General features: G+C 59.3%; 25 protein-coding genes. 16 read left to right on the top strand and 9 right to left on the bottom strand.

Annotation, left to right across the window (positions count from 1 at the left end):
• Nucleotides 1-24: 24 nt before the first annotated feature.
• On the top strand, nucleotides 25-441 hold the full coding sequence (locus tag DQ393_RS32400; protein ID WP_112345921.1) for a cupin domain-containing protein: 417 nt from the start codon (nucleotides 25-27) through the stop codon (nucleotides 439-441).
• 70 nt (nucleotides 442-511) lie between these two features.
• On the top strand, nucleotides 512-1,540 hold the full coding sequence (locus tag DQ393_RS32395; protein ID WP_112345760.1) for a mechanosensitive ion channel family protein: 1,029 nt from the start codon (nucleotides 512-514) through the stop codon (nucleotides 1,538-1,540).
• Here the strand turns inward: DQ393_RS32395 and DQ393_RS32390 are convergent.
• A complete protein-coding gene (locus DQ393_RS32390; protein WP_112345759.1) occupies nucleotides 1,523-2,011 on the bottom strand; it encodes an RrF2 family transcriptional regulator in 489 nt (162 codons plus the stop codon). The genes DQ393_RS32395 and DQ393_RS32390 overlap by 18 nt on opposite strands.
• Before the next feature lie 253 nt (nucleotides 2,012-2,264).
• Nucleotides 2,265-3,167 (bottom strand): LysR family transcriptional regulator, encoded by a 903-nt coding sequence (locus tag DQ393_RS32385; RefSeq protein ID WP_112345758.1) that lies wholly within the window; start codon nucleotides 3,165-3,167, stop codon nucleotides 2,265-2,267.
• A 137-nt stretch (nucleotides 3,168-3,304) separates the two neighbouring features.
• On the opposite strand from DQ393_RS32385, the gene DQ393_RS32380 reads away from it, so the two are divergent.
• From DQ393_RS32380 to DQ393_RS32355, 6 genes are all read left to right on the top strand, one after another.
• Entirely contained in the window at nucleotides 3,305-4,531 is a 1,227-nt protein-coding gene (locus DQ393_RS32380) for an HlyD family secretion protein (RefSeq protein WP_112345757.1), read from the top strand.
• 77 nt (nucleotides 4,532-4,608) lie between these two features.
• Complete coding sequence (locus DQ393_RS32375) at nucleotides 4,609-6,231, top strand: MDR family MFS transporter (protein ID WP_112345756.1); 1,623 nt, start codon at nucleotides 4,609-4,611, stop codon at nucleotides 6,229-6,231.
• A gap of 48 nt (nucleotides 6,232-6,279) precedes the next feature.
• Nucleotides 6,280-7,473 (top strand): adenylate/guanylate cyclase domain-containing protein, encoded by a 1,194-nt coding sequence (locus tag DQ393_RS32370; protein WP_245430546.1) that lies wholly within the window; start codon nucleotides 6,280-6,282, stop codon nucleotides 7,471-7,473.
• Between the two features lie 322 nt (nucleotides 7,474-7,795).
• Nucleotides 7,796-9,358 carry a glycosyltransferase family 39 protein gene (locus DQ393_RS32365; protein ID WP_112345754.1) on the top strand — a complete coding sequence of 521 codons (1,563 nt, stop codon included), beginning with the start codon at nucleotides 7,796-7,798 and terminating at the stop codon, nucleotides 9,356-9,358.
• Nucleotides 9,359-10,058: 700 nt separating this feature from the next.
• Nucleotides 10,059-11,108, top strand: a complete 1,050-nt coding sequence (locus DQ393_RS32360) for a porin (protein ID WP_112345753.1) — start codon at nucleotides 10,059-10,061, stop codon at nucleotides 11,106-11,108.
• 257 nt (nucleotides 11,109-11,365) lie between these two features.
• Nucleotides 11,366-12,163, top strand: a complete 798-nt coding sequence (locus DQ393_RS32355; RefSeq protein ID WP_112345752.1) for a creatininase family protein — start codon at nucleotides 11,366-11,368, stop codon at nucleotides 12,161-12,163.
• Here the strand turns inward: DQ393_RS32355 and DQ393_RS32350 are convergent.
• The gene (locus DQ393_RS32350; RefSeq protein WP_112345751.1) at nucleotides 12,151-13,119 is read right to left on the bottom strand and encodes a LysR substrate-binding domain-containing protein; all 969 of its coding nucleotides are present in this window, start codon (nucleotides 13,117-13,119) and stop codon (nucleotides 12,151-12,153) included. The two genes, DQ393_RS32355 and DQ393_RS32350, sit on opposite strands and share 13 nt — an antisense overlap.
• A 184-nt stretch (nucleotides 13,120-13,303) precedes the next feature.
• Here DQ393_RS32350 and DQ393_RS32345 point away from each other — a divergent pair, with 184 nt between their 5' ends.
• From DQ393_RS32345 to DQ393_RS32320, 6 genes are all read left to right on the top strand, one after another.
• On the top strand, nucleotides 13,304-14,320 hold the full coding sequence (locus DQ393_RS32345; protein ID WP_112345750.1) for an ABC transporter substrate-binding protein: 1,017 nt from the start codon (nucleotides 13,304-13,306) through the stop codon (nucleotides 14,318-14,320).
• A 146-nt stretch (nucleotides 14,321-14,466) separates the two neighbouring features.
• Nucleotides 14,467-15,291, top strand: coding sequence for an ABC transporter ATP-binding protein (locus tag DQ393_RS32340; protein ID WP_112345749.1), 825 nt, complete (start codon nucleotides 14,467-14,469; stop codon nucleotides 15,289-15,291).
• Nucleotides 15,291-16,154: an ABC transporter permease gene (locus DQ393_RS32335; protein WP_112345748.1), complete on the top strand. Its 864-nt coding sequence runs from the start codon at nucleotides 15,291-15,293 to the stop codon at nucleotides 16,152-16,154. The genes DQ393_RS32340 and DQ393_RS32335 overlap by 1 nt, the downstream gene beginning before the upstream one ends.
• A complete protein-coding gene (locus DQ393_RS32330) occupies nucleotides 16,154-17,467 on the top strand; it encodes a cytosine deaminase (protein WP_112345747.1) in 1,314 nt (437 codons plus the stop codon). Before DQ393_RS32335 ends, DQ393_RS32330 begins: the two co-directional genes overlap by 1 nt.
• 1 nt (nucleotide 17,468) lies before the next feature.
• Complete coding sequence (locus DQ393_RS32325) at nucleotides 17,469-18,878, top strand: FAD-binding oxidoreductase (RefSeq protein ID WP_112345746.1); 1,410 nt, start codon at nucleotides 17,469-17,471, stop codon at nucleotides 18,876-18,878.
• Nucleotides 18,875-19,456, top strand: coding sequence for an NAD(P)H-dependent oxidoreductase (locus DQ393_RS32320; RefSeq protein WP_112345745.1), 582 nt, complete (start codon nucleotides 18,875-18,877; stop codon nucleotides 19,454-19,456). The genes DQ393_RS32325 and DQ393_RS32320 overlap by 4 nt, the downstream gene beginning before the upstream one ends.
• 279 nt (nucleotides 19,457-19,735) lie before the next feature.
• Here the strand turns inward: DQ393_RS32320 and DQ393_RS33650 are convergent, their stop codons facing one another.
• From DQ393_RS33650 to DQ393_RS33645, 6 genes are all read right to left on the bottom strand, one after another.
• Nucleotides 19,736-19,846 (bottom strand): type II toxin-antitoxin system ParD family antitoxin, encoded by a 111-nt coding sequence (locus DQ393_RS33650; RefSeq protein WP_181592464.1) that lies wholly within the window; start codon nucleotides 19,844-19,846, stop codon nucleotides 19,736-19,738.
• A gap of 202 nt (nucleotides 19,847-20,048) precedes the next feature.
• A complete protein-coding gene (locus DQ393_RS32310) occupies nucleotides 20,049-21,035 on the bottom strand; it encodes an NAD-dependent epimerase/dehydratase family protein (RefSeq protein ID WP_245430539.1) in 987 nt (328 codons plus the stop codon).
• A 16-nt stretch (nucleotides 21,036-21,051) separates the two neighbouring features.
• Nucleotides 21,052-22,263 carry a glycosyltransferase family 4 protein gene (locus DQ393_RS32305; protein WP_112345744.1) on the bottom strand — a complete coding sequence of 404 codons (1,212 nt, stop codon included), beginning with the start codon at nucleotides 22,261-22,263 and terminating at the stop codon, nucleotides 21,052-21,054.
• A 309-nt stretch (nucleotides 22,264-22,572) separates the two neighbouring features.
• Nucleotides 22,573-22,767 carry a hypothetical protein gene (locus DQ393_RS32300; protein ID WP_112345743.1) on the bottom strand — a complete coding sequence of 65 codons (195 nt, stop codon included), beginning with the start codon at nucleotides 22,765-22,767 and terminating at the stop codon, nucleotides 22,573-22,575.
• Nucleotides 22,768-22,827: 60 nt separating this feature from the next.
• A complete protein-coding gene (rpsU, locus tag DQ393_RS32295) occupies nucleotides 22,828-23,064 on the bottom strand; it encodes a 30S ribosomal protein S21 (protein ID WP_112345742.1) in 237 nt (78 codons plus the stop codon).
• Nucleotides 23,065-23,093: 29 nt separating this feature from the next.
• A complete protein-coding gene (locus DQ393_RS33645) occupies nucleotides 23,094-23,240 on the bottom strand; it encodes a hypothetical protein (protein WP_169645360.1) in 147 nt (48 codons plus the stop codon).
• A gap of 345 nt (nucleotides 23,241-23,585) precedes the next feature.
• Here DQ393_RS33645 and DQ393_RS32285 point away from each other — a divergent pair, with 345 nt between their 5' ends.
• Entirely contained in the window at nucleotides 23,586-23,867 is a 282-nt protein-coding gene (locus tag DQ393_RS32285) for a ribbon-helix-helix domain-containing protein (protein WP_112345740.1), read from the top strand.
• Between the two features lie 299 nt (nucleotides 23,868-24,166).
• Entirely contained in the window at nucleotides 24,167-25,078 is a 912-nt protein-coding gene (locus DQ393_RS32280; RefSeq protein WP_112345739.1) for an alanine--tRNA ligase-related protein, read from the top strand.
• Nucleotides 25,079-25,106: the final 28 nt, after the last annotated feature.

Genomic DNA, 25,106 nt, shown 5'->3' with positions numbered 1-25,106 from the left:
CAGCTCCCAAGAAAGGAATTCGAGATGATCAAGTCAATTCTCGGCCTCGCCCTGGCCGCCCTGCTGTCCACCACCGCCGTTGCATCCGCTGCAGGTGAGAAGGATGCCAAGGTCACGCTCGTCTACGAGCATGAACTGCCGAACGTTCCGGGCAAGAGCATCAAGGGCGTTCTGGTCGAATATGGTCCCGGCGGCTTCTCTTCGGGCCACACCCATCCGAACTCGGCCTTCATCTATGCGACCGTCCTGGAAGGGGCGATCCGCAGCCAGGTCAATGACGGTCCTGTCAAGGTCTACAAGGCAGGCGAGAACTTCTCCGAGATGCCGGGCGACCGCCACGGCGTCAGCGAGAATGCCAGCAAGACCAAGCGGGCCAAGCTCCTGGCTGTCTTCGTCGTCGACAGCAGCCAGACGGAACTGACCTTCCCGATCAAGAAGTAGCTGCGTTGAGGCGGATGCCGTCGGCATCCGCCCACGCCGCCTGAAGAAAATCATCGTCGGTGAGCCCGTCATGTTTGGCGAACATCATTCCCTTCCGCTCGTCCTGATCAATCTGCTCGGGCTGGCCGGCATCGTCATTTGGCATATCCAGGGACGCAGCCGTCCGACCGGGCGCCTGATCGTGCAAATCCTGTTCTTCACCGGCATGAGCCTCGTGCTCTGGCTGGCCGGAATTTCGCCCTATCGTCTCGACGACGCCGAGCTTCAGGAGGCGGGCATGCTGCTCGCCAAATCCGCAAGGGTTCTCTGGTGGCTCCATCTCGCATGGACGATGATCGGCTTCGTGCAGATCTATATCACGCTCAACCACAAGCCGCGGGAAGCCCACCTGCTGCAGGATCTGATTGTCGGTGTCGTCTATCTCGGCGTGGCTCTGGCGGTCATCGGCTTCGTCTTCGGCGCGCCGATCGGCCCTCTGGTTGCCACCTCCGGCGTGGTTGCCATCATCATAGGCCTGGCGCTGCAGAACACACTTGCCGATGTCTTTTCCGGGATCGCGCTCACGCTCGGCCGTGCTTACGTCATCGGCGACTGGATCCAGCTTGGCGACGGCACGGAAGGGCGCGTGGCCGAAACCAACTGGCGCTCGACCAATCTTTTGACCGGCGGGCACAATGTCGTCGTTCTGCCCAACAGTGTCCTTGCAAAACAGGGAATGACCAATCTCAGCCGTCCTGACGAAACGCACTGGATTGCACTTGCCGTGCATGTTGCCGCTACCCAGCCGCCGTCCATCATCGAGGAGCTCATGCTCGGCGTTCTACGGAGCTGCGAGCGAATCGTTAAAATTCCGCCGCCGTCCGTCGCACTCAAAGCGATCGATGCAGTCGCTATCGAGGTTGAGCTGCAGTTTTGCGTGGCAAGCCCGGCGAGCAGGATGTCCGCTAAAAATGAGGTCATCGATCTCGTCTATCGGCACTGCCAGACGAATGGCCTCTCATTGGCAATGCCCGGACAAAGCCTTTTCTGCCTGCCACCCAGCGAGGGTGCCGAGCCCACTGGGGCGATTGTCAGGCAGCTTTCAGCCGGCACGCTCTAGCACCCATTCGAAAGAGCTCTTCCAAAGCTCCGGCGCGACTTCCTGCGAGAGGATGCCAACGAGATCCGACAGTTTGACCCCGCGCAATTTTGCCCGCCAGGCTTCGTCGGCCTCCCACATGATACGCGCGACTGCGCATGGGCTGCTTTCGCAATGGTCCTTCGGCCGGCAGGGATTGTTGGCCCGGATATTGGTGCAGACAAAGGTACGCTGCCGGCCCTCGACGGCCTCGACGATCTCGAGAAAGGTCAGCTCGGCCGGTGGTTTCGCCAGCCGGTAGCCGCCCGACGGGCCGAGGGACGTATCGACAAGCCCAGCCTGCGACAGGCCTTGCAGAGCCTTGGAAAGATATTCCTTGGGAAGCCCATGGAATTCGGCCAGTGCTTTGGTGGAAAGATAGCGACCGTCGGGCAGACCGGCTAGAATGGCGCAGCAATGAAGCGCCCATTCGACTTGGCTTTTCAAGATCATGAATTTATTCCACGGGCCGATCTTCGCTGGCCCTATCAAGGACAAAAGATATCCTTATTTCGCCGAAGTGTAAACCGAATGCCGCGCATCGCTTGTGCAACCCGGACACATCTGCGTCGCTTGCCGCCAACGAGCAACAATCCGAATCTTCTCGCCGCAGGATTGCACGACCGGGAGCTTAGCTTGTCTCTGCTTTACGACGCGGACGTGACACAGCTATCGGCGTGTTGGGCCCAGTCTCAGACATGGCCGCTCAGGTCATCCATTTGCGGTGCTCGATGAAGCGTTCCGCCAGAAGGTCGATGAACAATCGCACCTTGGTCGGCAGATGGCTGCGGTTCGGATAGATCGCGCTGATCGTGAACTCCACGGCGCGATACTCGGGCATGACGCGCACGAGGCGCCCGGCGGCGACATCTTCGAAGACGATGAAGCTCGGGGCAAGGAAGATGCCGTGCCCACTGGCCAGGAGATAACGCAAAGTCTCGGCGCTGTTGGAGACGACATTGCCCGCGATCTTGACGCCTTGCTGCTTGCCATCGGCATCCTCGAAACGCCATTCGTCGCCATAGGGATAGTGCGTATATTGCAGGCAATTATGCGCGGCGAGATCGGCCGGCACCTTCGGCAAGGAATGCGTGTCGCGATATTCGGGCGAGCAGACGAGCATGTGGCGCCAGGGCGTAAGCTTGCGTGCGACCAGAGTCGAATCCTGGGCAGGCAGGGTGCGGATCATCAGATCGTAGCCCTCTTCGATCATGTCGATCGAGCGCTCGCCGACGTTGAAGTCGATCGAGATCGCCGGGTACTGAGTCATGAATTCGTTGATGACGGGAAGCAGGAAACGGACGATGGCGCCGCTGGTATAGATTTTCAGCGTACCGCGCGGCATGGTGCTGAGAGCGCCCGCCGTCCGATCGGCCTCCTCGAGATCGGCAAGGATCTGCGAGGAACGCTCATAATAATATTTGCCTGTCTCCGTCAGGCTGACCCTGCGCGTCGTGCGATTGAGGAGCCGCACGCCGAGACGATCTTCGAGGGATTGCACATGATTGCCCACCATGGTGACGGACATGTTGAGCCGGCGGGCGGCTGCGGAAAAGCCGCCGCAATCCACCACCCGGCCAAAGACTATCAGGCTGGTCAACCGATCCATATCGTCCTCGGATTATCCGCTGTGAGTTGATGATCCTTCCAGATTTGAGGAGATTATCAGAAGGATCGTTCGGACGCATCTTCATCGCATCAAAAAGGAGCCCATGCAAACGGGCTCGATGCTGAAGGAAACGGACCATGGTCGAACTACCCCGCAACGAGGCGTTCAGAAACGCGAGCCAGGCCGAGGCCGCACCAGCCGGCGAAGTGGCAAAGTCTCCAGCTGCCGAGGCGCCGCAAGGCCCGACCGTCGGCACACCTGCCACCGTCGCTGCTGCCAGGACAGGCCGCAAGCTGGTCAAGCGCGGCATGCTTGCCGCCGCGCTGCTGGCCGGCGTCGCCTTTGGCGCCGATTTCGGCTATCGCTACTGGACGGTCGGACGCTTCATCGAATCGACCGACGACGCCTATGTGAAGGCCGACTACACGACCATCGCACCGAAGGTCGCCGGCTACATCAAGGACGTGCTCGTCAACGACAACGACACGGTCAAGACCGGCCAGGTGCTTGCCCGCATCGACGACCGCGATTTCCAGGCGGCTCTTTCCCAGGCAAAGGCTGATCTCAAAGCCGCCGATGCGGCAATCGCCAATATCGACGCCCAGATCCTGCTGCAGCAATCGCTGATCGCGCAGGCCAAGGCAACGGTCGATTCTTCCAAGGCTTCCCTGGACTATGCAATCTCGGACGCAGCGCGATCGGCACGACTGATCACCAACGGCGTCGGCACCCAATCGCGTGCCGAAGAGACGCAATCTGCCAGCAAGCAGGCCGCCGCCGCCGTCGAACGCGATCAGGCTGCAGTCATTGCGGCCGAGAACAAGGTGCCGGTGCTGCAGACCCAGCGCGATCAGGCGGTCGCCCAGCGCGAGCGTGCCGCGGCCGCAGTTCAACAGGCGGAACTCAACCTGTCCTATACGAACATCGTCGCGGCCGTCGATGGCACGGTCGGCGCCCGCTCGATCCGCGTCGGACAATACGTCACCTCGGGCACGCAGCTGATGGCGGTGGTGCCGCTGCACTCCGTCTATGTCGTCGCGAATTTCAAGGAAACCCAGTTGACCTACGTGCGCCCCGGCCAATCGGTCGAGATCAAGGTCGACAGCTTCCCGGATGTGGCCATCAAGGGTCACGTCGACAGCCTCTCGCCGGCAAGCGGACTGGAATTCTCGCTGCTGCCGCCGGACAATGCGACGGGCAATTTCACCAAGATCGTCCAGCGCATCCCGGTGAAGATCGTCATCGATGACGAACACCTGGCAGGGTTGCTGCGCTCCGGCATGTCGGTCGAGCCTGAAATCGATACCAAGGCAGTGCAGACCTCGACGGCCAATGCCGAGAAATTATCCAGCGACGCCGGATAACCCTTCCCCTCCTTTGTCGATCATCTGCGCGACACCGTCATGAGATTGTTCCGGCATCAGCCGGATGGAGAAACATCGTGGCCACTCTTCAGATCGCCGCAAACAACAATTCCGCCATACCCGTGAACGCTGCCCTCGCGCCGGCTGCCCGGCCCGCCATGAGCCCTTTGCGCATGTGGACCGCGGTGATCGGCTCCACGCTTGGCGCTTTCATGGCCGTTCTCAACATCCAGATCGTCAATGCCTCGCTCGCCGACATCCAAGGCGCGATCGGCGCCGGAACCGACGATGGCGGCTGGATCTCGACCTCCTACCTGATCGCCGAGATCGTCGTCATTCCCCTTAGCGCCTGGCTGGCGCGCGTCTTTTCGGTCCGCAATTATCTGCTGACCAACGCCATCCTCTTTCTCGCCTTCTCGGTCGGCTGCGCTTTTGCTGCAAATCTGCAGCAGATGATCGTCCTGCGCGCCATACAGGGCTTTTCCGGCGGCGTGCTGATCCCCATGGCCTTTACCATCATCATCACGTTGCTGCCGAAGCCCAAGCAGCCGATGGGTCTTGCCCTCTTCGCCCTTTCCGCAACCTTCGCGCCGGCCATCGGCCCGACCATAGGCGGCTATCTCACCGAGAACTGGGGCTGGGAATACATCTTCTACGTCAATCTCGTGCCCGGCATGCTGATGGTCGGCATGCTCTGGGTCTCGCTCGACCGCGCCCCGATGAACCTTGCGCTGCTCGCCAAGGGCGACTGGCCCGGCATCATCACCATGGCGGTTGGCCTTGCGGCGCTGCAGACCGTGCTTGAAGAAGGCAACAAGGACGACTGGTTCGGCTCGCCGTTCATCGTCCGCCTCTCCGTCATCGCCGCGGCCTCCTTGACGCTCTTTCTCATCATCGAACTGCGCGCCGCCCATCCACTCCTCAACCTGCGTCTGCTGGCACGCCGCAATTTCGGCTTCGGCATCGTCGCCAATTTCCTGATGGGCGTCGCCCTCTATGGCTCGGTCTTCATCCTGCCCATCTATCTGACGCGCATCCAGGGCTATAATTCCGAGCAGATCGGCATGGTGCTTGCCTGGACCGGCATTCCGCAGCTCATCCTGATCCCGCTGGTGCCGCGGCTGATGAAGCGTGTCGACGCCCGGCTGCTGATCATCGTCGGCTTCGCGCTCTTTGCCGCTTCGAACTTCATGAATATCTACATGACAAGCAACTATGCCAGCGATCAGCTCTTCTGGCCGAACATCGTGCGTGCCATCGGCCAGGCACTCGCCTTCACGCCGCTGACGGCAATCGCCACCGCCGGCATCGAGCAGGAAAATGCCGGTTCCGCCTCGGCGCTCTTCAACATGATGCGCAATCTCGGCGGTGCGGTCGGCATTGCCGCGCTGCAGACCTTCCTGACCAAGCGCGAGCAGTTCCATTCCAACATCCTCACGAATTCGGTCTCGGTATTCGAAGAGGCTACCCGCGCCCGCGTTGCCAATCTGACGAATTACTTCATGAACCATGGTGTCAGCGACCAGGCGCTTGCCACGCACAAGGCGATCGTTGCCATCGCCGCCAGCCTTCGCAAGCAGGCCAACATCATGGCTTTCAGCGACACGTTCTTCCTGCTCGGCGTTGCGCTTGTCATTGCCCTCGTCGCCAGCCTGCTTCTCAAGAAACCCGGTCAGCTTTCCGGCGGCGGAGCGCACTGAGCGGTGCACCTCGAAGAGGAAGAAATAACCATGACCTTGCTGCACGACATGCCAAAAGCCACAACAGCAAACCCCAGAGCGACGCACGGCGGCATCAATATCGGGGCAATCCTGAGTCTCATCGAATGGCTGACCGGCGACGAATGCCACGCCCTCGACGAGGCAGGCCTTGTCGCAGGTCTTGGCCGCCGCCTGCAGGCGCTTGGCCTTCCCGTTGACCGGCTGACGCTGCACCTGACGACGCTGCATCCTGAGTTCATCGGCCGCACCTTTGCCTGGGCGCCGGGCGAGCCGGTCGAGATACATGATCGGGAGCATGGCGCGCGCCTCGCTTTGGCCAACACGCCGCTCGTGAAGGCGCAGGACATGCGCGAACTGCTGGTCGTCGGTCCGGGCGAGAGTCCGCATGGGCGCTGGCAGCATATCGACATCTTTTATGGCCGCGGACTGGTGCAGTTGATCGTGGCGCCGCTCTGCAATGCCGACGGGCCGATCAGCACCGCCGCCTTCGGCACGCGCCGCCCCGGTGGTTTCACATCGGCCGAACGGGACGTGATCGAGCGCATTCTGCCGGCGCTGCGCAATACCTGCGAGCTACGCGTTCTCAGGCAATGCGAACTCAGCCTTCTCGATACCTATATCGGCCCGATGACAGCAAGCCGGATCCTTGCCGGACATATCCGCCGCGGCGAGATCGAATCCATGGAGGCGGCGCTTCTGCTCTGCGATCTGCGCGGCTTCACCGAACTTTCCAACCGGCTGCCCGGCAGCACCGTCCTCGGTCTCCTGAACGCCTATTTCGATAAGGTGGTACCCGCAATTACCCGCGAGGGCGGCGAAGTGCTGAAATTCATGGGCGATGCCGTTCTCGCCTTCTTCCCTGGCGCCGATGCGGCCGGTGCCTGTGGGGCCGCCCTGGCTTCAGCGAAGACAATCCTCGATGAAATAGGCAGCTTCGAATATGATGGCATCCGCGCCAAGGTCGGCATCGCGCTGCATTATGGCGAGGTCAGCTACGGCAATGTCGGCTCCGGCAACCGGCTGGATTTCACCTTGATCGGCCCCGACGTCAATATCGTCAGCCGCATACAGAGTATCTGCAGCGAAAGGGGCGAAGCGCTCCTGACCTCGGCCCCCTTCCGGCAAAAGGCGGGGATCACCGACGCAATTTCGATCGGTCAGCAGCGCTTGAAGGGTTTCGGCGAAACGATGGAGCTTTTCGCGCTCACGCGCGCGGAGTGATCCCGTCTCAATCGAAGACAAGGATCGACGCGCGTTTTTGCATCCGCTCGACATTTCCGAAGGTCGCGGTAGTTGATCCCCATATCGGCAGCGGCGACGACGCCCTTCGGGCGACATAGTTGAAATCATTCAGCAAAAATCCCGTCGCACACTTGGCATAGGATTCCTGTGCAGTCCGCGAATCTCTACGGCAATTAATTTAAGTTATTGAAAATAATTGATAAATATTTCCGAGATCACGATAGACTTATGAAGGCCCGGCGCCCTGAGCATGGTTGACAGATGCGCCTGGGTCGCGATAGCCGATAGCATGGAGAATTGAATGAGCATTTTACCGAACGTCTTTTCTTCGCGCTTCGCCGCCCGAAGAGCATCCGCCGCGACCAGTCGATCGTCCGATGAATTTCGGTGGGTGACCTGGATCCTTGCGATATATTTCGCGGTGCAGGCCGTCGTGCGGATTTCTCTTTCGAGCTCGGTGCGAATAGACGAAGCGCAGCAATTCGTGGTCAACCAGTGGCTGGCGTGGGGATATGACGCGCAGCCGCCGCTTTACAATTGGATTCAATACGGAGTGTTTGACGTCTTCGGCACCAGCGTCGCATCGCTCGCCGTGCTGAAGAACATCCTGCTTTTCCTCGTCTATTTCGCCTATCACCAACTGGCGCGACTTCTTTTGGAGGACAAGCGCCTGGCCGCGGTCGCCACGCTGTCGCTTCTGACGATCCCCCAAATGTTCTGGCAGGCGCAGCGGGACCTGACGCACACTGTCGGCACGCTCCTCGCAGTGACCGCTTTCATCTATTTCGTCGTGAAGACCATTCGCAAGCCGACATTCACCTCCTACGCCATGATGGGCCTATGGGCAGGGCTTGGAATGCTCACGAAGTACAATTTCGTACTGATCATCGCGAGCGTCTTTGTTGCGGTCGTTTTTCATCCGCAAGGGCGCTCAAGGCTGCTGGACAAACGCTTTGTGATGACGCTGGCTTTGGCCATCCTCGTGTTCCTGCCGCATGCGGTGTGGATGCTGTCGAACATGGACCTGGTCCTCACCTCCACCGTCGCAACCATGTCGGAACAGGGACAAGGGGGGAAGCTTTCCGATATCGGCCATGGCGTTGTCGAACTGATCAAGACCAGCATCGTCATCATCGCGCCTACCGCCGCGATCTTCCTGATCGTCTTTCGCCGGCCGTTTCTGCAGTCGCTTCGGTTTAAAAGCGAATGGGTGAATTTCTTTGAAAGAATATTCCTGAGCACGGTGGCCATACTGTTCGCGCTGATCCTGGTTACGACGCTCACGGAATTTCGCGACCGCTGGCTTCTGCCCTTTCTGTTTCTGGTTCCGCTTTACTTCTGCCTGAAGCTTGAGGCCGCCGGCGCACAAAACCCGTCCGACATAAAGAAATCCTTTTATGTGCCTTTCGGCCTGATGATCGCCCTCCCCCTCATCCTGACGGCAGGCACGGTCTTTCCGAAGCTGTTCGATTCATATCAGCATTTGAACACGCCCTATGGCCCGTTTCTGAAGGAGACGATCGCCGCGGAAGGCAAGCAGCCGGTGGCGGTGGTGACGACAGCATGGCTCAAGGCGGGCAACATCCGCGCCAATATGCCGGATACGGCCGTAATATCCACGGCATATCCCGCATCCGATCTTGACCGCCAGGCTTTGGGGAACGGACCGATCTTGCTGGTCTGGAATGAGCGTGACGGACACGCTTCGTCCATGCCCGACGAGCTCAAGCGGTGGCTGACGGCGAAATTCGGCAACTCGATCACCTTGCCCGCGCAGAACGATGTCGCCATTCCGTATTACTATGGGAAAGATCCGGATCGGTTCCATTTCGGCTATGCGTGGTTCTACCCGGCCGCGGGCTAGGGAACGCGCCTGCCCCATTTCCCGGACCGGCGCCCAGGACACATAATCTCTCATGATTGCCGATGACCTCTTCGGTTCGGCATAGCCGGCCGCATCGCGAAGGCGATGACGCGTAAGCGCGGCATTGAGCCGCCGCGCATTGATTCTATGCTCGCCCTTCCCCCGCATGGCCCCGGACGACGTCACGCGGACACCCATGGCAATTTCTCCTGGCCACCGAAGCCTTTCTCCGATCCATCGGTGCGGCGTCGCACCGTCAACTCGGATGCACCTGCTAGATGCGCCGTTCCACGATCACCGCTGACGGATCGCCTGCCCGATATCGACGATTCCGATCTCTCGCATCTGAACGCCCGAATCGAGGGAAAAATCAGTATAGTTTGTAATAAAGACTTACTATTTGGCGGATTTTTGAGGAAAATAATATACATCTCGTATGTTTATATAGTATATCCTACAAATGTTCTTAAGGCAGACTTATTTATATTTATGGATTCTGATGTATTTTTGCATCTATGACGCTTTTATGTCGTTACTTACAGAAAAATCCGAAACTATTGTATTTCGATGCCGGCGCGGCCTCGCTAGTTTGCGTGCGCGGACATCCTGTGACGTTCCGCAAGAGGGAACAGCCGGATAGATGGAATGTGGCGGGTAGTCACCGACATCGTTCTGATCCGGCAAAGCGATTGGAGAAAAAATGAATATCAAGAGCCTTCTTCTCGGCTCCGCTGCTGCACTCGTAGCAGTTTCCGGTGCTCACGCGGCTGACGCTATCGTTGCTGCTGAGCCGGAGCCCCTGGAATACGTCCGCATCTGCGATGCATATGGCGCTGGCTACTTCTTCATCCCGGGCACGGAAACCTGCCTCAAGATCGGTGGTAAGGTTCGTACCGAAGGCAAGTGGTATGACGCTTATGACCCGGATGCACGCTATGGCACTCTCTGGCACACTCGTGCCGAGCTGCAGCTGCAGACGGCAACCGACACCGAATATGGTCCTCTGAAGACCAACACCGAACTGCGTTGGGACTGGAATGACGGCAACGCCACCTCCACCAACCTGCTGCACGCAAGCATCAGCCTCGGCGGCTTCACCATCGGTAAGGAAGACTCGCAGTTCAACGTCTTCACCGGTTATGCCGGCGACGTCATCAACGACGACGTGATCGGCGATGGCCCGTACGAACTGAACCAGATCACCTACAACTACGACGCCGGCAACGGTTTCACGGCTGTGATCTCGGTTGAAGACAGCAATTCGGGCCCGGGTGCTACCGGCGCCAATGGCGAAGACAGCTCCGACCACTATGCTCCGGACGTTGTCGCAGGTGTTGGCTACAAGGCCGGCGCATGGGGCTTCAAGGTCGTCGGCGGCTACGACTCGATCGTTGAAGAAGGCGCTATCAAGGCTCGCGTTGATGCCGACTTCGGCGTATTCGATGCCTTCGTCATGGGCGGCTGGAACACCGACGGCGACAAGCTGAACAAGTATGCCAATGGCGATTCGATCGGCCAGAGCTGGGGCGACTGGGCAGTTTGGGGTGGCGTTGGCGTACCGGTCAACGAAAAGCTGAAGTGGAACCTCCAGCTCGCCTACACCGACAACAAGACCTTCTCGGCAACCACGAACGTCAAGTGGAAGCCGGTCAAGAACCTGCTCATCGAGCCGGAAGTCACCTACACCAACTGGGATTCGATCAACGAAGACCAGTGGGCTGGCGTTCTCCGCTTCGAGCGTAGCTTCTAAGCCTATCCAGATCTAATCTGATCTGAAATAGACCTCCGATCAGAAAGGGAGGAAGGTTCGGTTTCCCTCCGGACCTTCTTTCTTTTTTGCATTCTGGAGATCATGATATTCCGGCTGGCTCTTCCGAAGCCGGCACCTTTCCCGGGCGCACGGGCGTGCTCAAAAAGGCAGCGGCATGGCCGCAAATTGATGCTTTCCACCGCCACCAACCTTGCCGTATCCGTTGAGCGACGACACGCTGGCGAGAGGATACGGCCATGGCGAAGCCCTTCTATTGGAATGAACTCAACACATATGATTTCGCCGATCTCTCGGCCGACACCACGATCGCGATCCTGCCGATTGCCTCGACGGAGCAGCACGGCCCGCATCTGCCGATCGCAACCGATGTTGCGATCGCTACGGGCATGCTGGCGGAACTGAAAGTCCAGCGCCCCGCCGATCTCGATTTCCTTGTGCTGCCGACGCAGGAAATCGGCAAGGCCAACGAACATATCTACGGTCCCGGCACGCTTTCGCTCAGCGCTGAGCTGTTGATACCGGTGTGGACCGCCATTGGCGCGAAGGTCGCAGAGGCCGGCATCCGCAAGATGGTTATCGTCAACTCCCATGGCGGCAATCTCGATATTATGGGCATCGTCGCGCGCGAGCTGCGCGTGCGTCATCGGATGGCCGTCGTCGCCACGCAGTGGAGCCGCTTCGGCACGCCTGACGGCATGATCGACGACCATGAGCAGCGCTTCGGCATTCATGGCGGCGATGTCGAAACCTCGCTCATGCTGCATTTCCGGCCCGAGCTCGTGCGGATGGACAAGGCTGAGAATTTCGCCTCCAGAGCGGAATGGATGAAGGAACATTCCAAATATCTGCAACCGCTGCCGCCGCATTCGCTCGCCTGGATCGCGCATGATCTCAATCCAAACGGCGTGGTCGGCAATGCCGCGGCCGGCACGGCCGAAAAGGGCGCGCTCATCTGCCGGCACCAGATCGCCGGCTTCATCGAGATGCTGCGCGACCTGCGCGACTATCCGCTCTCCAACCTCTATTCGAAATAGGTGTCCGAACGGCGGCGCTCGGAGGGCGCGATGATATGCCCCTTCGCGTGCAGCTCCTCCACCATTCCGGCAAGTTCCGCCAGCAGGTACTCGGCGAAAAGGCTGGTGGCGGCATCGAGCGGCGCACGCGTCCGGGCGAAAAGCTTCATCGGTTGGGGCCGTGAGTGGGGCTCGGCGATCGGCCGAAAGACCAGCTCCCCGCGGCGACACTCGGTGATAACGTCGAGCGGGTTGAGCAGCGTCAGCCCTGCCCCGCATTTCACCAGTTGCTTGAGCATTTCCGACGCATTGCTCTCCAGCACGGGCTCGACCTGCACGGAGAGACGTGCCAACGTCAGATTGATGATATCGCGCAGGCTGCTTCCAGGCTGCGCCAGCAGCAGCCGCTCCTCGACGACATCGGCGAGATTGATCGGCCCCGGTCCGATCAACGGGTGACCGGGAGGCAGCACGACACCGATCGGTATGTCGAAATTGCCGAGCGAGCGGATGCCGGGCGTTGCCGGTATGTTGAAGCCCAGTCCGATATCAACCTCTCCGGCGACTACCGGCGCCATGGTGGTGGAGCCGGCATCGTTGCGCAGCTGGATGAAGACCCTCGGATGTTCCAGGAGGAAGCGGGCGATGATCTCGGGCAGAGGTCCGGCGGCAAGGCCGACCGTCGCGACGATCCTGACCTTGCCGGCCTGCTGCATCTTGAGGCTGCGAATGCGCCCTTCCAGCCGCTCGTAATTCTTCAGCACCTCGCGGATATGCTCGATGCAGAGCTCGCCTGCCGCCGTCAGCCGCAAGCCACGCGGCAGACGCTCGAAGAGTGGCGCCCCCATTTCCTCCTCCAACGCGAGAATCTGCCGGTTGATCGCCGATGACGCCACGTTTAGCCGCGCCGCCGCCTTGCGGATCGAGCCGCAGCGGGCAATTTCATTGATGTAGAGAAGCCGTCTCGAATGCAGCATATGCGTTCCCATTGCTTAATTTTTGCCCAGGCCGCACAATTTAGGCACAGACCTGGGAAGAGATGCCGAAAAGGCATCAATGCGGACGAATTTTGATGCTTTTCAAAGCGCAAGGCAATCGCTCAAATGCAAGAAATGGGCCTCAACAATGACGTCCCATGGCAGATAAGGGGAACAGTCAGCCATGCATAATATATTGAAGATAAAAGCATTTTTCGCCGCCGTGGGTCTGGCCGCAGCAATCGTCTCGGCTGGACCCGCAAACGCACTCGATAAAGTCACCTACGGCACCAACTGGCTTGCCCAGGCCGAGCATGGCGGCTTCTATCAGGCCATTGCCGATGGCACATACAAAAAATATGGCCTCGACGTCACCATCGTTCAAGGCGGCCCCAATGCCGCCAATTCGGCTTTGCTGATTTCCGGCAAGCTTAATTTCTACATGGGCGGCCCGCAGCAAGAGATCGACGCGGTCAAGCAGGGCATTCCGATCGTCGATGTCGCGGCGATCTTCCAGAAGGACCCGCAAGTGCTGATCGCCCATCCGGATGCCGGCGTGGAGAAATTCGAGGATCTCGCCAAGCTGCCGACGCTATTCCTGAGCAAGGACGGCTATATCACCTATTTCGAGTGGATGAAGGCGAATTTCCCGGGCTTCAAGGACGAGCAGTTCAAGCCCTACAATTTTAGCCCGGCGCCCTTCCTCGCCGACAAGCAGTCGGCGCAGCAGGGATATGTCACCTCGGAACCCTATGAGATCGAGAAGCAGGCTGGCTGGAAGCCGAAAGTCTTCCTGATCGCCGATGCCGGCTATTCGCCCTATTCGACGATGATCACCGCGCAGAAGGCGCTGGTCGACAAGAATCCCGATCTCGTGCAACGTTTCGTCAATGCCTCGATCGAAGGCTGGTACAACTATCTCTACGGCGACAACAAGGCGGCCAACGAGCTGATCAAAAAGGACAATCCCGATATGACGGATGGCCAGATCGCCTATTCCATCGCCAAGATGAAGGACTATGGCATCGTTGAATCCGGTGACGCTCTCGACAAGGGCATCGGCTGCCTCACCGAGGCGCATTACAAGAAGTTCTTCGACGAGATGGTGCAGATCAAGATCTTCGATGCCGATATCGACTACAAGAAAGCTTTCGATACGCAGTTCGTCTGCAAGGGCGTCGGCATGTCGCTGAAGAAGTAAGCCTTGACACCTCCCCTTGAGGGGGGAGGTCGCCGTAAAGCGGCGGGTGGGGGTGATGTTCTCGGATTTGCAAAAGATCGCCCCACCCCGGAGCTTCGCTCCGATCCTCCCCTCGAGGGGAGGGTGGATCAACAAAGAGCCGAACAATGACACTATCGGAAACCATTGCGACAAATCGAACGGAGGCACGCAAGCGGCCGCTCGTCGTCATGGAGCAGGTCTCTAAGATCTTCTCGAACGGCACGTTGGCGCTGTCGGACATGTCGCTCCATGTGGAGAGCGGCGAATTCATAAGCCTGCTCGGACCTTCCGGCTGCGGCAAGTCGACGGCTTTGCGTATCATCGCCGGCCTCGGCGGTGCTTCCAGCGGCAGGATCGATTGGCCGAGTTCACGCATCAACGCGAAGGGCCTGCCGGAGGGCGATATCGGCTTCGTCTTCCAGGAACCGACGCTGCTCCCTTGGAAGACGGTGTTCGGCAACGTCCACCTGCCCCTGAAGCTAAGGGGAATTTCGAAAGTTGCCGCCCATGAACAGATCATGGAAACATTGGCGACGGTCGGCCTTCAGGACTTCGCCGATGCCTATCCGCGGGAGCTGTCCGGCGGCATGAAGATGCGGGTTTCGATCGCGCGTGCGCTGGTAACGAAACCGAAGCTGCTGCTGATGGACGAGCCCTTTGCCGCGCTCGATGAAATCACGCGCCAGAAGCTCAATGACGACGTGCTGCGCCTCTGGCAGACAACAGGCATCACCGTCATCTTCGTCACGCATTCCGTCTATGAATCCACCTATCTCTCCAACCGCATCGTCGTCATGAAGGCGCGGCCGGGCCGCGTCCACACCGACTTCCCCCTGCAAACCAGCGGCGAACGCGATCCGCTCTATCGCTCATCGGAAGAATACCGGGAGGTGTGCGAAAAAGTATCCCGTTCCCTGATCGAGGCCATCGGCTGGCCGGAGGCCCATTGATGAGCGACAGCACCAGCCTGCCCGCCATTCTTTCCGCTGAAACAATCAATGCGCCGGCTACCGCCGCCAGGCAGCGCAATCTAGAACGCGCGCTCGGCGTCGTCGTACCGATCGCGACCGTTCTCGTGCTTCTCATCCTCTGGCAGCTTCTCGTCGTCGGCACCGGCATTCCGCAATATATTCTGCCGAGCCCGATCGCCGTCGCCAAGGCGCTTGTCTCCGATTGGGGCATTCTCTGGCCGGCGCTGTGGGTGACGACCGAAATCACCTTCATATCCCTCGTCCTGGCGCTGATCGGCGGCGTCGGCTTCGCCATCTTCCTTGTGCAGTCCCGCTGGATCGAACTCGCCTTCTATCCGCTCGCCGTCATTCTTCAGGTGACGCCGATTGTCGCGATCGCACCGTTGATCCTGATCTATGCGCCGACACGCGAAGCAGCGCTTTTAATCTGCGGCTTCCTCGTCGCCTTTTTTCCAATCCTGTCCAACATGGTGCAGGGATTGAAAAGCGTCGACCATAATCTGCTTAATCTCTTTGATCTCTACGGTGCCTCGCGCTGGCAGGCCTTGCTGCATCTGAAGCTGCCGGCAGCCCAGCCCTATTTCATGACGGGCTTGAGGATCGGCGGTGGCCTGTCGCTGATCGCATCGGTCGTCGCGGAATTCGCCGCCGGCTCCGGCGGTCCGAATTCGGGCCTGGCGTTCCGCTTGCTCGAGGCGCAATACCGCCAGAACATGCCGCGGCTCTTCGCGGCACTGCTGCTTCTGTCGGCGCTCGGCGTCGCCATCTTCGCCTTCACCTCCTTCATCTCATGGCTGAGCCTGCATCGCTGGCATGAGAGCAGCCTCAAGCGGGAGAACTGATGTCCCACGCCTTCATGTCACCGCCGAATGCCGCTCGCTTCGTGCTGAGCAATGCTACCGTTCCCGCCGTGACGCTGTCCGGTTTTCCGGCACCCTCCAGTGAGGGCCTCGTCAAGGCCGATATCGTCGTTGCCGACGGCCTTATCAGCGATATCCGCGCGCCGGGTACAGCGCCGGTGGAATATGCCAAGGTCGATATGAGGGAGGGCATGGTCTGGCCGGCTTTCGCCGACATGCACACCCATCTCGACAAGGGCCACATATGGGAGCGCCGCTCCAACCCGGACGGTAGTTTCATGGGCGCGCTCGATGCCGTGCGCACCGACCGCGAAGCCAACTGGTCGGCCGATGATGTGCGCAAGCGCATGGAATTCTCGCTGCGCTCGGCTTACGCCCATGGCACAGGCTTGATCCGTACCCATCTGGATTCACTAGCGCCGCAACACCGCATTTCCTTCGAGGTTTTCGCCTCGGTTCGCGAAGCCTGGAAGGACAAGATCGCGCTGCAGGCCGTCGCTCTCTTTCCGCTCGACAGCATGGTGGACGATGCCTTCTTCGCCGATCTGCTTCGCGTCGTTCGCGACACCGGCGGCTTGATGGGCGGTGTCACTCAGATGAATCCGGACCTTGAGGGCCAGCTGGACAAACTGATCCGCGCAGCCGCCGACAACGGTCTCGACATTGATCTGCATGTCGATGAGACAGAAGACAGGGAGGTGCTGACGCTGAAGGCGATTGCCGAAGCCGTGCTTCGCAACGGCTTCACGGGCAAGGTCACAGCCGGCCATTGCTGCTCGCTTGCCCGGCAGGACGAGGATGTGGCAAGCGCCACCATCGAACTCGTCGCCAAGGCCGGGATCTCCATCGTCTCGCTGCCGATGTGCAACATGTATCTGCAGGACCGTCATGCCGGCCGCACACCGCGCTGGCGCGGTGTCACCCTTCTGCATGAGCTTGCCGCCGCCGGTGTTCCCACAGCCGTTGCCTCCGACAATACCCGCGATCCCTTCTATGCTTATGGCGATCTCGATCCAGTCGAAGTGTTCCGGGAAGCCGTGCGCATCCTGCATCTCGACCATCCGCTGGATACGGCCGCAAGGGTCATCACCACCTCGCCCGCTGAGATACTTGGCCGCCCGGATATCGGGCGGATCGCCGTCGGCAGCCCCGCCGATCTCGTGCTTTTCAGCGCCAGGCGATGGAGCGAATTCCTTTCCCGTCCGCAGTCCGACCGCGTCGTCCTTCGCAAGGGCAAGGTGATCGACCGCAGCCTGCCGGATTATCGTGAACTCGACAGCGTCATTGGAGCCTGACATGCCGGATTACCAGCGCATCAAGAAAGAACTCGAAGGCATCGCCGTCGAAGACAATCCGGCGCTCGTGCGCCAGAAGAGCCGCGACTTCTATTGGTATTCACCGATCCTGAAGGCCCAGCTCGACAATGTCACAGCCGATCTCGTCGTGACGCCGAAGACCGAGGAAGAGGTGATCCGCACTTTGAAGGTCGCCTACGCGCATGACGTACCCGTCACGCCGCGTGGCGCGGGCACCGGCAATTACGGCCAGGCGATGCCGCTTTCCGGCGGTATAGTGCTCAATCTCGCCGCGATGAACAGGATCAAGGAGATCCATCCCGGCCGCGTCGTCTGCGAGCCAGGGATCGTCATTGCCGAACTCGACCGCCAGACCAAGGCCCATTCGGGCCAGGAACTGCGCTTCCATCCTTCGACCGCGCAGACGGCGACGATCGGCGGCTTCATTGCCGGTGGCTCGGGCGGTGTCGGCTCGATCACCTGGGGCGGCCTGCGCGATCTGGGCAACATCCTGCGGCTGCGCGTCGTGACGATGGAAGCAGAACCCCGCACTCTCGATCTCACCGGTTGGGATCTGACCAAGGTCAGCCATGCCTACGGCACCAACGGCATCATCACCGAAATCGAGATGCCGCTGGCGCCGGCCTATGATTGGGTCGATGTGCTGGTCGGTTATGACGACTTCATGGATGCCGTGCGCTTCTCCGATGCGCTCGCCAAATGCAACGGCATTCTGGTCAAGGAGATCGCCCCGATCGCCGCTCCCATTCCGCACGAATATTTTACCCGCCACAAGCCCTATATCCGTCAGGGGCAATCGATCGTGGCGCTGATGATCGCGCCGCACTCGATGGATCCTTTCGTTGCCTTCACCATGCAGCAGAAGGGTGAAATCACCTTCCGCTCCGACAAGGTGGAGAGCATGAAGGGCATTCCGCATGCCTATGAACTCGCCTGGAACCACACGACGCTGCGCGCTATCAAGGTCGATCCGTCGATCACCTATCTGCAGGTGCAGTATCCGGGGCCGGACCACGTCGCCAAAGTCCAGAAGATGGTGGAGATTTTCGGCGACGAGGTGCCCGGTCATCTCGAATTCATCAAGTTCGACGGCCAGATCCAGTGCTCGGGCTTGCCGCTGGTGCGCTATACCTCAGAGGCGCGGCTTGAGGAGATCATTAGGATTCATCAGGACCACGGCTGCCCGATCTTCAACCCGCATCGCTATACGCTGGAGGAAGGCGGCATGAAGCAGACGGATGCCGTGCAGCTTGCCTTCAAGAAGGAAACAGACCCGAAGGGCCTGCTCAACCCTGGCAAGATGATTGCCTGGGACGATCCGAATTTCGATTTCAAATCCGGCAAGAATTACCTCTTCCCCGGCCTTGCAGCGCTGATGGAGGCCTCATGAAGGTTCTCGTCCTTCATTCCCATCCGGTCGAGGAAAGCTATGGCGCCGCGCTGCACCGGCAAACCATCGAGAGCCTGAAGGGCGCCGGCCACGAGGTCGACGATTGCAATCTTTATGCGGAAGGGTTCGATCCCGTACTGTCACGCCAAGACCGCGTGATCTATCATGACTATCCTGGCAATATCGAGGCGGTAAAATCCTATGTCGAGCGGTTGCAGCGCGCGGAAGCCTTAGTCATCGTCACGCCCGTCTGGAATTTCGGCTTTCCTGCGATCCTCAAGGGTTATTTCGACCGGGTCTGGCTGCCCGGCGTCTCCTTCGAACTCGTTGACGGCAAGGTGCGCTCAAAGCTGCAGCACATTCGCAAGCTTGGGGCGGTGCTGACCTATGGCGCCGACCCGTTCCGCGCCTTCATCGCCGGCAACCCTCCGAAGAAGATCGTCAAGCGTGTCCTGCGCGCCCAGATCAAGCCCTTCGCCCCGGTCGTTTTCCTTGCCCATTACGACATGAACCGCTCGACCGACGAGACGAGAGGGCTTTTCCTTGACAAGGTAAAGCGGGAAATGGCGCGCTTCTGAGATTGAGCGCGCTTGTTATAGCCGATCTCTAAGCATATCCGCGGTGACGTTCCGGCCACGCCGGAAAACACCCAAAATCGCTACCTGATCGCGTTCAACGACGAAAGCAATCGACGTTGTGCGGCGGTAGCCGATAACACGAAGCCCCGGCACCGGCCCTTCGTGAACGGTCCCGCGCTCCGCAAACGTTGCAAGCCCTCAATAAGCTCATAAATACCGCCGACACTAATTGCCGGCAATCACTGGCCGAAATTGGCAGCCACGTCGTCAAAAATCTGGTCAAGCTCTGCCGGCGTGGATGACTTCGTTACAGTCATGGTAACGGCCAGATTCAAGCTGGCGCTGGATGAACTGCTCGTCGTGATCGGTCAAGGCTTGGCGGTTGCGCATTGTGGTCTCCTTACCCTGATTGTGGGGTGGGAACCGGATTTCTGCAATGGTTTTGCGGCACCGGCAAACCATCGAGGAGATCGATACGTTATCCCGCTTCGCGCCGCGTTCAGATGCGACATCAAATCATCGACCCGGCGGTGATACCGCCGAGGCGATTTTCCACGCCGACATCTGCCACATTGAACTGATTGCTCATCACTCACATGGCCAGCGCATAGGACGCCTGCTCTAGCCGCAGATGCTCGAGCATCCGTGCGATCCCTTCCTCCAGGCTGATCGACGGAGTTAATCCGTAGGAGCGTTGCAGGGCCGTATCGCCGCAGCGGTAGAAGACGCCTTCCGGGTGGCTCGATCGTCCGATGACGGCAGGTTGCCAACCGATCTGCTGGCTGATGGTCTCGGCCAATTGGATGAAGGAGGTGGCGATGCCGGTTGATAGATTGAGGCTCGCACCATCGGGGAGCAATTCCCGCGTCTGCCAGATGAATTCGATGCAGTCGGAAATGTGGATGAAATCGCGGCACTGACGGCCGGAGCCCCAGACGTAGACTTCCGCCGCGCCCTTTTCCGCCAGCAGCCGGCGACAGATCGCCGGGAAAGGATAGGCGAGATCCTGATCTTCGCCATAGCCGCTGAACGGTCTATAGGCGATGGCTCGCCGGCCATAGCGCTCGACATAGAGTTTCATCAGATATTCGCCGGTGAGTTTCGCCCATCCATAGCTGAGATCGGGCACGCCGACGGCGGCGTCGAAATTGATCATGTCCTCCGCCAGCAGCCGATGATTGTCGACGGTCTGCAGCGAGACCGGATAGGCTGCGCTGGAGCTGAAGAATATCACCGAACCCGGCTTGGCCCGCGACGCCCACTGCCATAGTTCCGCATCGACCGACAGATCCTCGGCGACATCGAGTGCCCGCGTTTCCAGCGTCACCCGGCCGCCGACCAGCGCCGCCAGATGGAAGACATAGTCAAAATGCTCAGGCGCGCGCGTGAAGAACGTGCGGCAGTCTTCCTCATGGAAACTGAAGCGCGAACGCGTAAAGCGCTGCCATAGATCAGGATGAAGCGCCCCTGTTCCCGTAACCAGTGAATCGACGCAGACGACATCCAATCCCTCGGCAAGAAGTCGCTGGATCAGATGTCGGCCGACGAAGCCACAACCGCCTGTCACCAAAGCGCGCATTATTGTTCCCCCCAACCTAATGTTCCGAAAAGCTGCCCCGCCCCATGTAGATATCCACCATGCGGCGTCCCCATTCCGCTCTGCTCGGTGCGATATGCTGGCCGAGGGCCAATGCTCCTTCGCTTAACCGCCGCATCAGGTGGTCGTCATCGGTCTGTGCCAATTTCTCCGCCAGCGACGCGGCATCGCCACTTGTGAAAACCAGACCCGCGCCATGCTTTTCGACCTCTTCTGCGATCAGCGCATTGCTGCTGACGATGACCGGGATACCGGACATCAAAGCCTCGGCGGCAACCAGGCCGTAAGGCTCGGGCATGCGCGACGGCATGACGAAAACACGCGCTTCGCCGGCAATCCTCGCAACCTCTTCATCGCTCAGCCAGCCGGGCACGAAGCAATGCGGCAGCGCGCGCTGCATTTCCTCAAGCAACGGCCCCCGCCCGATGAGCGTCGCGGTCCTGCCGGTCTGATTAAGGGCGTCCGCCAGCGTCCGCACACCTTTTTCCCAGCACATGCGGCCGAGAAAGACGGTGCGGCGGTTGCGCCACGCCTCCACCGGCGTCCGCGTCAACGGCTCGGTCGGCGTGCGCAATGTCGTGAAGTGCTGCAAAGGGCCGGAGCGCAGATGCGCCTCCATGTTTTCATGGGCGAGCACAATGCCGACGCGGCTCCAGAATTCCTCGCCAACACCCCGCTGTGTCAGGGTGCGGCGGAAACGCCAAAGCTTATGGAAATAATTGCGCTTGTCGCAATTGGTCGTGAGACACGCGGCAGACAGTGGCTTGATATCGCAAACGTCGCCGCTGTGGAAATTGATGAGCCCGCCGTTCGGACAGCTCAGGAAGAAGTCATGCGCCGTGACGATGACTTTGACCTCGTGTTTGGCAAGTGCATAAAAGATCGACGGCGACAGGATCTGGGACCAGCCATGCACGTGGACGACGGTCTCCTCATCCGACTCCCGAAGCAAACCCTCCATCGCCTCATGAGCGCGCCGATTGTAGTTTTTCGCGAGGATATCCCCGAACGCCGGACCTTCTCGAAGGGGTCGTTCGCCAAGCGCAACCGTGCGGATACCGGCGAACCGCGGCTTGAGACCTTCCCCGTCATCGCCGACCAGTATGGCGCAGGTCAGGCCCGCATCCCGGCTTGCATCGAGACATTGCAACGCCACCTTGGTGGCGCCACCGCGAACTGTCGAGACATCATTGACAAGGATGAGACGCATGAGATCGGCAACTCGTCCGCTTGTGTTATCCGGGTTGAACGAAGAAACCGCCCTCTCACGTTCACGCCCGCTACATAAAGCGCCCTAACACAATGACTTTTCAATTCATCCATTCGCACGAGGACATCCCGCTTTCAGATTGAATCCACAGGATTTCGTCACTTGAAAGGACAGAAGCGCCGCTCGCGCGCTTACCGTTACGCTCGGCTCCGCTGATTCTATATGTCTACGAAATCAAGGCGCTGGTGAACGGGATTTGCGCAATCGCTCGATAGCGGTTGCGCGCATCACAATATTCGTCACCAGCTCCTAGTGGACGCTGGGAATCTTCACGACCGCGGCGAAATCTTCCGCCACCAGTTCGCTGATTGCGATCAGGACCTCCTCGGCCGTGAAGCCGGCGGCGATCGTATCGTCTATCAAATCCCGCAGATCGGGCTCGATGACGTCACGGCAATCTTCGAGCCGCTCATCGGAGACCGTGATATTATTCAATTCTTCCATCTCGCGCCCTCTTCAAAAGATATTCGCGGCCGGCTCGATGCACCGGCCGCCGTTGAGCTGTTATCGAGCCGAAGCCCGGCGCTTGGCAGTCGGCAAGAGCCCCTCGCGTTGCAGCTTCTTGCGCACAGCCTTGCGCTGCCGGGCAACCGCCTGTGCTTTTTCGCGAACCCGGCGCTCGGAAGGCTTTTCATAGGCGCGACGCTCCCTCATTTCCCGAAAGAGACCTTCCCGCTGCATCTTCCTCTTCAAGGCACGCATGGCCTGTTCGACATTGTTGTCTCTGACGATGACCTGCATCTTCTTTCTCCTTGTTGTCGTTGTTGAATTCAGCCGAGCTGATCGGCAATGATGGCCTGAAGCTCCTGCCTCGTGAGAAGACAGGGATATGGCTTCCAGTTCGTGTCCGGCCGTTTGACGGCTTCGCCGCGCTCGCGCGGCTTTACCGCCGCCGGCACGGCGGCAGTGTTTTGCATGTTCAATCGAAATCCCTGGCCGCCCGAGGCGGCGAAATGGCTCGGCAGCGCTTGACGCGCAAAATTATCGACGTCCTTGAAACGTCTGCCACAGCCGTGTGTGAAATTTGGGTGATGGCCAAAAGATAGGAAGCGCTCTGTCATATTACAAGGCAGCCGCGCGCACAGCTGGAAAACGGGATGTTGTGCCATCCTATATGGGTTTAGATGCTACCGAGCGCGCGGAAGAGACTAACCCAGAGGATTCGGGCCAGTGAAATGGATCTTACATTCTCCCCGCGATCTGCTTAGCTGGAGCATCGGTTTGGTGGTAAACTTCCTACCAGAAAGCGGATGAGGACAGCCATGTCTAATGTCTCAAAGGTCAGCATTGCAGTAACGCCGCAGCAAGCTGAGCTTTTACGCGATGCGGTCGAAAGTGGTGCATATGCCAGTAGCAGCGAAATTGTCCGCGAAGCCATGCGTGACTGGTCTGCGAAATGGGCTAGCCGGAAGAACGATATTCAGCATCTGCGCGAATTGTGGGCGCAGGGTAAAGCCAGCGGCGCGCCGCAAGCTGTTGATTTCGACGCAACCCGCGAAAAAACCCGGCAGAAATTAAACGCCGCTCGCGGTCATGGCGGTTAAGCTCGCTCGGTCGCCTCAAGCCGAGGACGACGTTATCAGTATTATGTCGAGATAGGTCTTCACCAACCACAAGCTGCTGAACGCTATTATGAGCAGTTTAGGCAGAAAGTCGGCCTTTTGGCCGATGCTCGATATCCCTGTTCGAAGATGAGAACGACGCACAATCTAGCGGGATAGCCGAGGATTTATCTGCCAAAGCAGTAATTGGCTGTGTCGACAATAATCTGACGGGCCGAAGAAGACGATCTCAGGCCCAGCTCGGACATGACCCGGCGTATATGGATTGCCGTCAGCACCATATGCCACTATCTTTGAGCCCAGGCACATTTACTACAAAGGAGGTTGCCTATGCCATCGCGGGACGCCTGATCCAGCAATACCAAGACTTCTGTCTTTCCAAAGACATCGACTTCACACGTATAGAATCCGTACGGCCGCACGACAATACCACGCTTTTCTGCAGCGCTGGGATGCAGCAGTACAAACAACTCTTCTCCGATCCCTCCCACATTGGAACCGTTGCCAACGTTCAGGCCTGCCTGCGAATGGGCGATCTCGACGAAATCGGGGACGGGACGCATTTCCTTCATTTCACGATGCTCGGTCTCTTCTCCTTCCGAGAAATGAGCGTCGGTGACGCGATCGATTTCTGGATCGAGTTTCTCGGCTCGATTGGCCTGGTGCCAGACCATGTCACGATCCATTCGGACCGCCTGGAGGAATGGTCGCCGCTTTATCGAGACCGTATCCCCATCGTACCGGATGACGGATGCATATGGAGCGATGGCAGCGTCAGCGGTTACTGCACCGAGTTCTACAAGAACGGCATTGAGATCGGGAATATCGTCAATCCGCTCGGGACCTGTATCGACGTCGGGTTTGGTGCCGAACGCCTTGACATGATCTTGAACGGCACGCCGCCCAGCGATGCGCTCAGCACGCTAAGCGACACCGTCATGAAGATCGTCGAGAGCGGCTATCGACCGGGAAGCAAGGAGCAAGGATATGTATTGCGAAAACTCCTTCGTCGCATCCATGTGCTCGGCGGAAAACTCGACCATCCTTATTTCGAGCAGGAAGTTGAGCGCCAGGAGCGACTACACTCCAAATATCTGCGCCTTCGCGACAAATATCCTGAGATGAGTCCGGAATGGTGGTTCGATACGCATGGGATCGATCTTTCCGACATGCAGGCAAGGAGGTCGAGCTAGTCTGATCGTTAAGAAAGCGGCGACGGAG

The sequence above is a fragment of the Martinezella tropici genome (genome assembly GCF_003287875.1).
Taxonomy (GTDB): domain Bacteria; phylum Pseudomonadota; class Alphaproteobacteria; order Rhizobiales; family Rhizobiaceae; genus Rhizobium; species Rhizobium tropici_C.
This window is presented reverse-complemented; position numbering and strand designations above follow the sequence as displayed.

Excerpts from the sequence above, each read along its gene's own strand:
- DQ393_RS32280 (WP_112345739.1), top strand. The coding sequence starts at position 24,167 with ATGCCACTATCTTTGAGCCCAGGCACATTTACTACAAAGGAGGTTGCC.
- DQ393_RS32305 (WP_112345744.1), bottom strand. The coding sequence starts at position 22,263 with ATGCGTCTCATCCTTGTCAATGATGTCTCGACAGTTCGCGGTGGCGCC.
- DQ393_RS32335 (WP_112345748.1), top strand. The coding sequence starts at position 15,291 with ATGAGCGACAGCACCAGCCTGCCCGCCATTCTTTCCGCTGAAACAATC.
- DQ393_RS32325 (WP_112345746.1), top strand. The coding sequence starts at position 17,469 with ATGCCGGATTACCAGCGCATCAAGAAAGAACTCGAAGGCATCGCCGTC.
- rpsU (WP_112345742.1), bottom strand. The coding sequence starts at position 23,064 with ATGCAGGTCATCGTCAGAGACAACAATGTCGAACAGGCCATGCGTGCC.
- DQ393_RS32340 (WP_112345749.1), top strand. The coding sequence starts at position 14,467 with ATGACACTATCGGAAACCATTGCGACAAATCGAACGGAGGCACGCAAG.
- DQ393_RS32390 (WP_112345759.1), bottom strand. The coding sequence starts at position 2,011 with ATGATCTTGAAAAGCCAAGTCGAATGGGCGCTTCATTGCTGCGCCATT.
- DQ393_RS32395 (WP_112345760.1), top strand. The coding sequence starts at position 512 with ATGTTTGGCGAACATCATTCCCTTCCGCTCGTCCTGATCAATCTGCTC.
- DQ393_RS32310 (WP_245430539.1), bottom strand. The coding sequence starts at position 21,035 with ATGCGCGCTTTGGTGACAGGCGGTTGTGGCTTCGTCGGCCGACATCTG.
- DQ393_RS32365 (WP_112345754.1), top strand. The coding sequence starts at position 7,796 with ATGAGCATTTTACCGAACGTCTTTTCTTCGCGCTTCGCCGCCCGAAGA.
- DQ393_RS32360 (WP_112345753.1), top strand. The coding sequence starts at position 10,059 with ATGAATATCAAGAGCCTTCTTCTCGGCTCCGCTGCTGCACTCGTAGCA.
- DQ393_RS32385 (WP_112345758.1), bottom strand. The coding sequence starts at position 3,167 with ATGGATCGGTTGACCAGCCTGATAGTCTTTGGCCGGGTGGTGGATTGC.
- DQ393_RS32330 (WP_112345747.1), top strand. The coding sequence starts at position 16,154 with ATGTCCCACGCCTTCATGTCACCGCCGAATGCCGCTCGCTTCGTGCTG.
- DQ393_RS32355 (WP_112345752.1), top strand. The coding sequence starts at position 11,366 with ATGGCGAAGCCCTTCTATTGGAATGAACTCAACACATATGATTTCGCC.
- DQ393_RS32400 (WP_112345921.1), top strand. The coding sequence starts at position 25 with ATGATCAAGTCAATTCTCGGCCTCGCCCTGGCCGCCCTGCTGTCCACC.
- DQ393_RS32380 (WP_112345757.1), top strand. The coding sequence starts at position 3,305 with ATGGTCGAACTACCCCGCAACGAGGCGTTCAGAAACGCGAGCCAGGCC.
- DQ393_RS32285 (WP_112345740.1), top strand. The coding sequence starts at position 23,586 with ATGTCTAATGTCTCAAAGGTCAGCATTGCAGTAACGCCGCAGCAAGCT.
- DQ393_RS32345 (WP_112345750.1), top strand. The coding sequence starts at position 13,304 with ATGCATAATATATTGAAGATAAAAGCATTTTTCGCCGCCGTGGGTCTG.
- DQ393_RS32300 (WP_112345743.1), bottom strand. The coding sequence starts at position 22,767 with ATGGAAGAATTGAATAATATCACGGTCTCCGATGAGCGGCTCGAAGAT.
- DQ393_RS33645 (WP_169645360.1), bottom strand. The coding sequence starts at position 23,240 with ATGCAAAACACTGCCGCCGTGCCGGCGGCGGTAAAGCCGCGCGAGCGC.
- DQ393_RS32320 (WP_112345745.1), top strand. The coding sequence starts at position 18,875 with ATGAAGGTTCTCGTCCTTCATTCCCATCCGGTCGAGGAAAGCTATGGC.
- DQ393_RS32370 (WP_245430546.1), top strand. The coding sequence starts at position 6,280 with ATGCCAAAAGCCACAACAGCAAACCCCAGAGCGACGCACGGCGGCATC.
- DQ393_RS33650 (WP_181592464.1), bottom strand. The coding sequence starts at position 19,846 with ATGCGCAACCGCCAAGCCTTGACCGATCACGACGAGCAGTTCATCCAG.
- DQ393_RS32350 (WP_112345751.1), bottom strand. The coding sequence starts at position 13,119 with ATGCTGCATTCGAGACGGCTTCTCTACATCAATGAAATTGCCCGCTGC.